Annotated in this window: 5 protein-coding genes and 1 pseudogene; 4 read left to right on the top strand and 2 right to left on the bottom strand. The window is 43.3% G+C overall.

Annotation, left to right across the window (positions count from 1 at the left end):
* Positions 1-931 (bottom strand): filamentous hemagglutinin N-terminal domain-containing protein (locus F6K20_RS24390; protein WP_287296345.1); only part of this gene is annotated, 931 nt, incomplete at its 3' end.
* A gap of 380 nt (positions 932-1,311) precedes the next feature.
* On the opposite strand from F6K20_RS24390, the gene F6K20_RS24385 reads away from it, so the two are divergent.
* Positions 1,312-1,452 carry a hypothetical protein gene (locus tag F6K20_RS24385; RefSeq protein ID WP_287296343.1) on the top strand — a complete coding sequence of 47 codons (141 nt, stop codon included), beginning with the start codon at positions 1,312-1,314 and terminating at the stop codon, positions 1,450-1,452.
* 285 nt (positions 1,453-1,737) lie between these two features.
* Here the strand turns inward: F6K20_RS24385 and F6K20_RS24380 are convergent, their stop codons facing one another.
* Positions 1,738-1,968 (bottom strand): hypothetical protein, encoded by a 231-nt coding sequence (locus F6K20_RS24380; RefSeq protein WP_131826988.1) that lies wholly within the window; start codon positions 1,966-1,968, stop codon positions 1,738-1,740.
* On the opposite strand from F6K20_RS24380, the gene mnmE reads away from it, so the two are divergent.
* The 3 genes and pseudogenes from mnmE to F6K20_RS24365 all read left to right on the top strand — a co-directional run.
* Entirely contained in the window at positions 1,954-3,333 is a 1,380-nt protein-coding gene (gene mnmE, locus F6K20_RS24375) for a tRNA uridine-5-carboxymethylaminomethyl(34) synthesis GTPase MnmE (RefSeq protein WP_287296342.1), read from the top strand. The genes F6K20_RS24380 and mnmE overlap by 15 nt on opposite strands.
* 304 nt (positions 3,334-3,637) lie before the next feature.
* Positions 3,638-3,796 (top strand): hypothetical protein, encoded by a 159-nt coding sequence (locus F6K20_RS24370; RefSeq protein WP_287296340.1) that lies wholly within the window; start codon positions 3,638-3,640, stop codon positions 3,794-3,796.
* 637 nt (positions 3,797-4,433) lie between these two features.
* Positions 4,434-4,869 (top strand): annotated as a pseudogene (locus F6K20_RS24365) (hypothetical protein); the annotation flags it as partial.

The following is a 4,869-nucleotide window of genomic DNA, read 5'->3' as shown; positions in this document are numbered from 1 at the left end:
TGCTTTCTACTAGAGTCAGGTTATTGTTGGCGGACAGGGTTGCAGTCTCTGCCGTTACTTCCTTTGCCGCTACATCCCCAGACTCCAAAGTGATGCCTGAATCCTGCAACGTTACAGTACCATCACCATTATCCTTGAATTCTGTGGCATGACCTACATCAGGGCCAGTTAAAAGTTCAGGCAATTGCACAGGTGTCAAGGATTGTTGGTCAGTGAGTAGGGGGTGAATTTCCAAATTCAGCAAGTGCCCCTCTTGGGTAATTTTCACTAAACTTTCCCCTGGTACAGCAGCTACCGTAATTTTTCCCTCTTGTGCTGCCAGTTCTCCAGTACTGATCACAGTGCCACCCAGTAAGGTTAGGTTATTTCCTGGTGTCACCTCTAGCTGGCCCTGATTGATAATGGCTCCTGGTGTACCTAATGTCTCGAACCTAAATACACTAGGTGTTCCAATTAAGGACAAGTAGTCGTTGTCACCAAAGGCACTAAACCAATTATTATCACCAAAGCCAATATCTGTAGCGGTGGTAGCGGTTAATGATCCTGGAATGTTCAGCTGGGCATCGGCACCAAAAATTATCCCCGCTGGATTCATTAAAAACAGGTTGGCGTTGCCCCCTGTGACTTGGATGAGACCGTTAATCACTGAAGCGTTGCCACCTGTAACCCGATTGAGAATGTTTTTGATACCGGGTTGAGACAAAAAATTAACAATTTGGTCTTGGTCTAAACCAAACTCCTGAAAGCTGTGAAATAGATTAGAGCCATCACCTGATTGAGTACCTCCGTCAATATCAAAGCGATTACCATCTTGGATAACTTCCGTGTCAGTGGTGTGATCGGCTTGAATCGGCTGTGCTATTGTCGGTATAACCCAAAGAGGTCCTGCCAACACATAGAGGACGCTCAGGGATTGACTAATTCTACTCACAGCTAATTTCATCTGGCTTATTCGTAAAATCTTTTTTATTTCGTTATCTTAATCGGTTTTAATTTTAAATTTAAATTGCTGGATACTTAACAAAATTAATCGAATCTTTTATTATATAGTTAAATTTATTGCAATCTTGATAAATTAGGTTTGGCAGTAGTTAAAAACTTCACAAAGCTCTGGTCATCTTTATCAAAAAAATACAAACAAATACTAGAGTAGTGGTAAGATTACCCTTATATTTCTACCGTGAAATAAATAAGGTAAAATTTGGATTTATTCGTAGAAATTTACCAAATATTATCGTTTTCACAACTCATTTATTATTGTTATCATTAATGGCAATATCAAAAACTATGTCAGTAATCAGCTAAAGGCCTTTGGCCACGCTACGCGAACAGCAGTCAGCTTTGCTGCTAATACGTAAGCAATCAGCAATCAGCAATCAGCAATCAGCTATAATTAATCAGCAATCAGCAATCAGCTATCAGCTATCAGCGCTTTTCATAACTATGAGGTAGATAGGATTTTTTACCTATTACCTATTACCTATTACCTATTACCTATTACCTAGGCGTTGCTGATTATGCGTATGGTTTTGCCCCCCTAGCCCCCCAATTCTGGGGGGAACAAAACTATCAAAGTCCCCCATAATTGGGGGATTTAGGGGGCTTCAATCAAACCAAATGATCGCGCATTCATTCCTTAATTCAGCAACGCCATTACCTATTACCTATTACCTTGTTTTAAGCTGACCACTGACCACTGACCGCTGACCGCTGACCGCTGACCGCTGACCACTCTGGTTAATCACTTCCCAAATAGTGCCTGGAATTTTCGGTTACGCTAATAGGTGATGCGGTTTCTAGCCTAATCAGGTAAACAGCATTTTTTCCCGATTCCCGACTCCCGACTCCCGATTCCCGATTCCCGACTCCCGATTCCCAACTCCCGACTCCCGACTCCCGACTCCTATACCACGAAAAGGGATATGATGGTAAGTTAACCGAATTTGATCTGAAATGTTCGAGAGTCAAACCATTGCTGCGATCGCAACAGCAGTTGTACCCCAACAAGGGAGTATCGGTATTGTGCGACTGTCAGGAAGAGATGCGATCGCAATTGCCCGTACTTTATTCCAGGCACCGGGGCGTCAGGCTTGGGAGAGTCACCGGATTCTCTACGGCTATGTGCGTCATCCCAAAACCCAACAGCTAGTGGATGAGGCATTGCTGCTAATTATGCAAGCTCCCCGTTCCTACACTCGTGAAGATGTGGTAGAGTTCCATTGCCACGGTGGGATCATGCCTGTACAAAAAGTGTTGCAATTGTGCCTAGAACAAGGAGCGAGATTAGCACAGCCAGGAGAATTTACCCTGCGGGCATTTTTGAATGGGCGTTTGGATTTGACTCAAGCAGAAAGTGTTGCTGACTTAGTGGGGTCTCGCTCCCCAGCAGCGGTTCAAGCGGCCCTAGCTGGGTTGCAGGGCAAGCTCGCCACACCCATTCGGGAAGCTAGAGCTACTTGCCTGGATATTTTGGCAGAAATTGAGGCTCGAATTGATTTTGAGGAGGATTTACCGCCCCTTGATCAAGGCGCAATTGTAGCTCAACTTAACAATATCTTAACAGAAGTATCCCAACTATTAGCCACAGCGGATCAAGGTGAGCTATTGCGCACAGGTTTAAAAGTGGTAATCCTGGGGCGACCCAATGTCGGAAAATCCAGTTTATTGAATGCCTGGAGTCGATGCGATCGCGCTATTGTCACTGACCTTCCTGGTACCACTAGAGATGTAGTAGAATCCCAGTTAGTAGTTGGGGGAATTCCGGTACAGGTGCTCGATACAGCAGGAATTCGGGAAACGGCTGACCAAGTGGAGAAGATTGGAGTAGAGCGATCGCGTAGTGCAGCGATGGCGGCTGACTTAGTATTACTGGTGATTGAAGCAACCACTGGCTGGAGTGCAGGAGACCAGGAAATTTACCAACAGGTGCAAGAACGTCCGGTAATTCTAGTAATTAACAAAACTGACCTAGCCAGTGATAAGAGTGAATCTACCCTATGCTATCCTAATACTATAGAGCAAGTAGTGAAGACAGCGGCTGCCTACAATCAAGGGATTGATGCTCTGGAGAAGGCAATTCTTGACGCAGTAAATCGTGGCAACCTGCAAGCCGCTGATTTAGATTTAGCGATTAACCAACGACAAGCTGCTGCGTTGACCCGGGCGAAAATGTCTCTTCAGCAAGTGCAAGAAACTATTGCAAAAGAGTTACCCTTAGATTTTTGGACGATAGATTTGCGTGGAGCAATTCAAGCCTTGGGAGAAATTACAGGAGAGGAAGTAACCGAATCAGTGCTTGACCGCATTTTCAGCCGTTTCTGTATTGGGAAGTAATATTAAGTTTGTTTGATTACTTGTAAGCATTCAGCCGTCAGCTATCAGCTAAAGGCCTACGGCCACGCTACTTGAGGTGCTAATGCGCTACTGTTCGCGCAGCACCTCAAGTAGCGCAATCCCTGCTAAAGGTCTGTGGCCACGCTACGGGAACAGTTTATGCCCATAGCGTACGTTACTAATGGTGCTTTTGAATAAAATAAGCTGTTCGCGTAGCGTGAGCTTTTAGCTCACGGCTGACGGCTGATAGCTGAATGCTTACGATTACTTATCTTATTACTGGGCTGCTAATGGATAGTGAATAATGGGTAATCAGCAAAAGGCAATTATCCATTATTCACTATTTTTTACCTCTTCCCTCTTACCAGCTCTGTTCGCGTTCGCGCAGCGTCTGGCTCTGCCAGTAAGCGTGGCTCACGGCCTTAGCTCCCTAAAAACCTCACCCAAATCAGAATTGCTCTAAAACTTAGAGACTATTTATAAAGTAAATCTTAAGAAATATAGAGTACTTAATAGGGGTGAGTTAAGGCAGACAGCTCTCGCTACAGGTGAGCTTTTAAAGTACTCGCCGCCTATCTCACCCTACGCAATAATTTAAGCTTTATTTAACTTTAACTAACTTTAACCTTTATTTAACAAAAAGTCTCTAAGAGACTGAATCTAGAAGCTTGTCTTAAATGCTAAAAGCTTGACTATGACTACAGCCCCCCTTAATAAGCTGTTACACACTTAACTGGCTAGCTGGCGTAGATAGTAGATGGGGAGAGGGTTTTGAGGTTTTTTTCTAATTGGAAAATAGGCAATTTAAGCGATGCAGCAAGGGAACAGGCGGTTTCCCCCATGAGCGACGGCATCAAGAAAATGCACAGCAGCTTAAGAGGGAAACTTTGAACAGATGAAAGTCCCCCGTGGCATAAATGGCAAAACCTCTGGTTGAGAAACACCCTTATATATCACGAATCCATTGTAATTACTTAATAATTAGTTGTTTTATATTTTATTATGTGTTTTTTTTTAAAAAAATGTAAACAAGTAACCAGTATTGAATTTATTTCCCCTATAGTTAATTTTTGTCAGCCTTATAAAAAAAAGGAGTTTTGATGTTAACTGCTCAGGCAATTAAAATGCCCGAATTTGATAAATCAATTACTGATTATCAGAACTTACTGGAGCAAAACAACTTTATTTATGTGGAAACTGAAGACCCCAATTTTGACTGGATCGAATTTTCAAAATTGGTCACAGGTGGTGAGTTAATCCTGCAATATGGGCAACCGATTTTCTATGTCAGATATGAACCAGAATTGATGAAATTTTCCGATGCCAGAGGTGAAAGGCGTTTGCTTCCTCATACAGAAGCCAGCGATTATCAAACCCCACCGAACTATCTAGTGCTTTGGTGCAAAAAGCCTTCTGATTGTGGTGGTGGGATGACCACGTTGGCTTATGTGGAAGGATTCCTGAAGACTCTTACGGAAGAAGAAAAGAAAAAACTCATGGAGACTCGACACCATTTTGGTGCCACCAGGGGAGAGA

Source organism: Moorena sp. SIO2C4 (genome assembly GCF_010672485.1).
Taxonomy (GTDB): domain Bacteria; phylum Cyanobacteriota; class Cyanobacteriia; order Cyanobacteriales; family Coleofasciculaceae; genus Moorena; species Moorena producens.
This window is presented reverse-complemented; position numbering and strand designations above follow the sequence as displayed.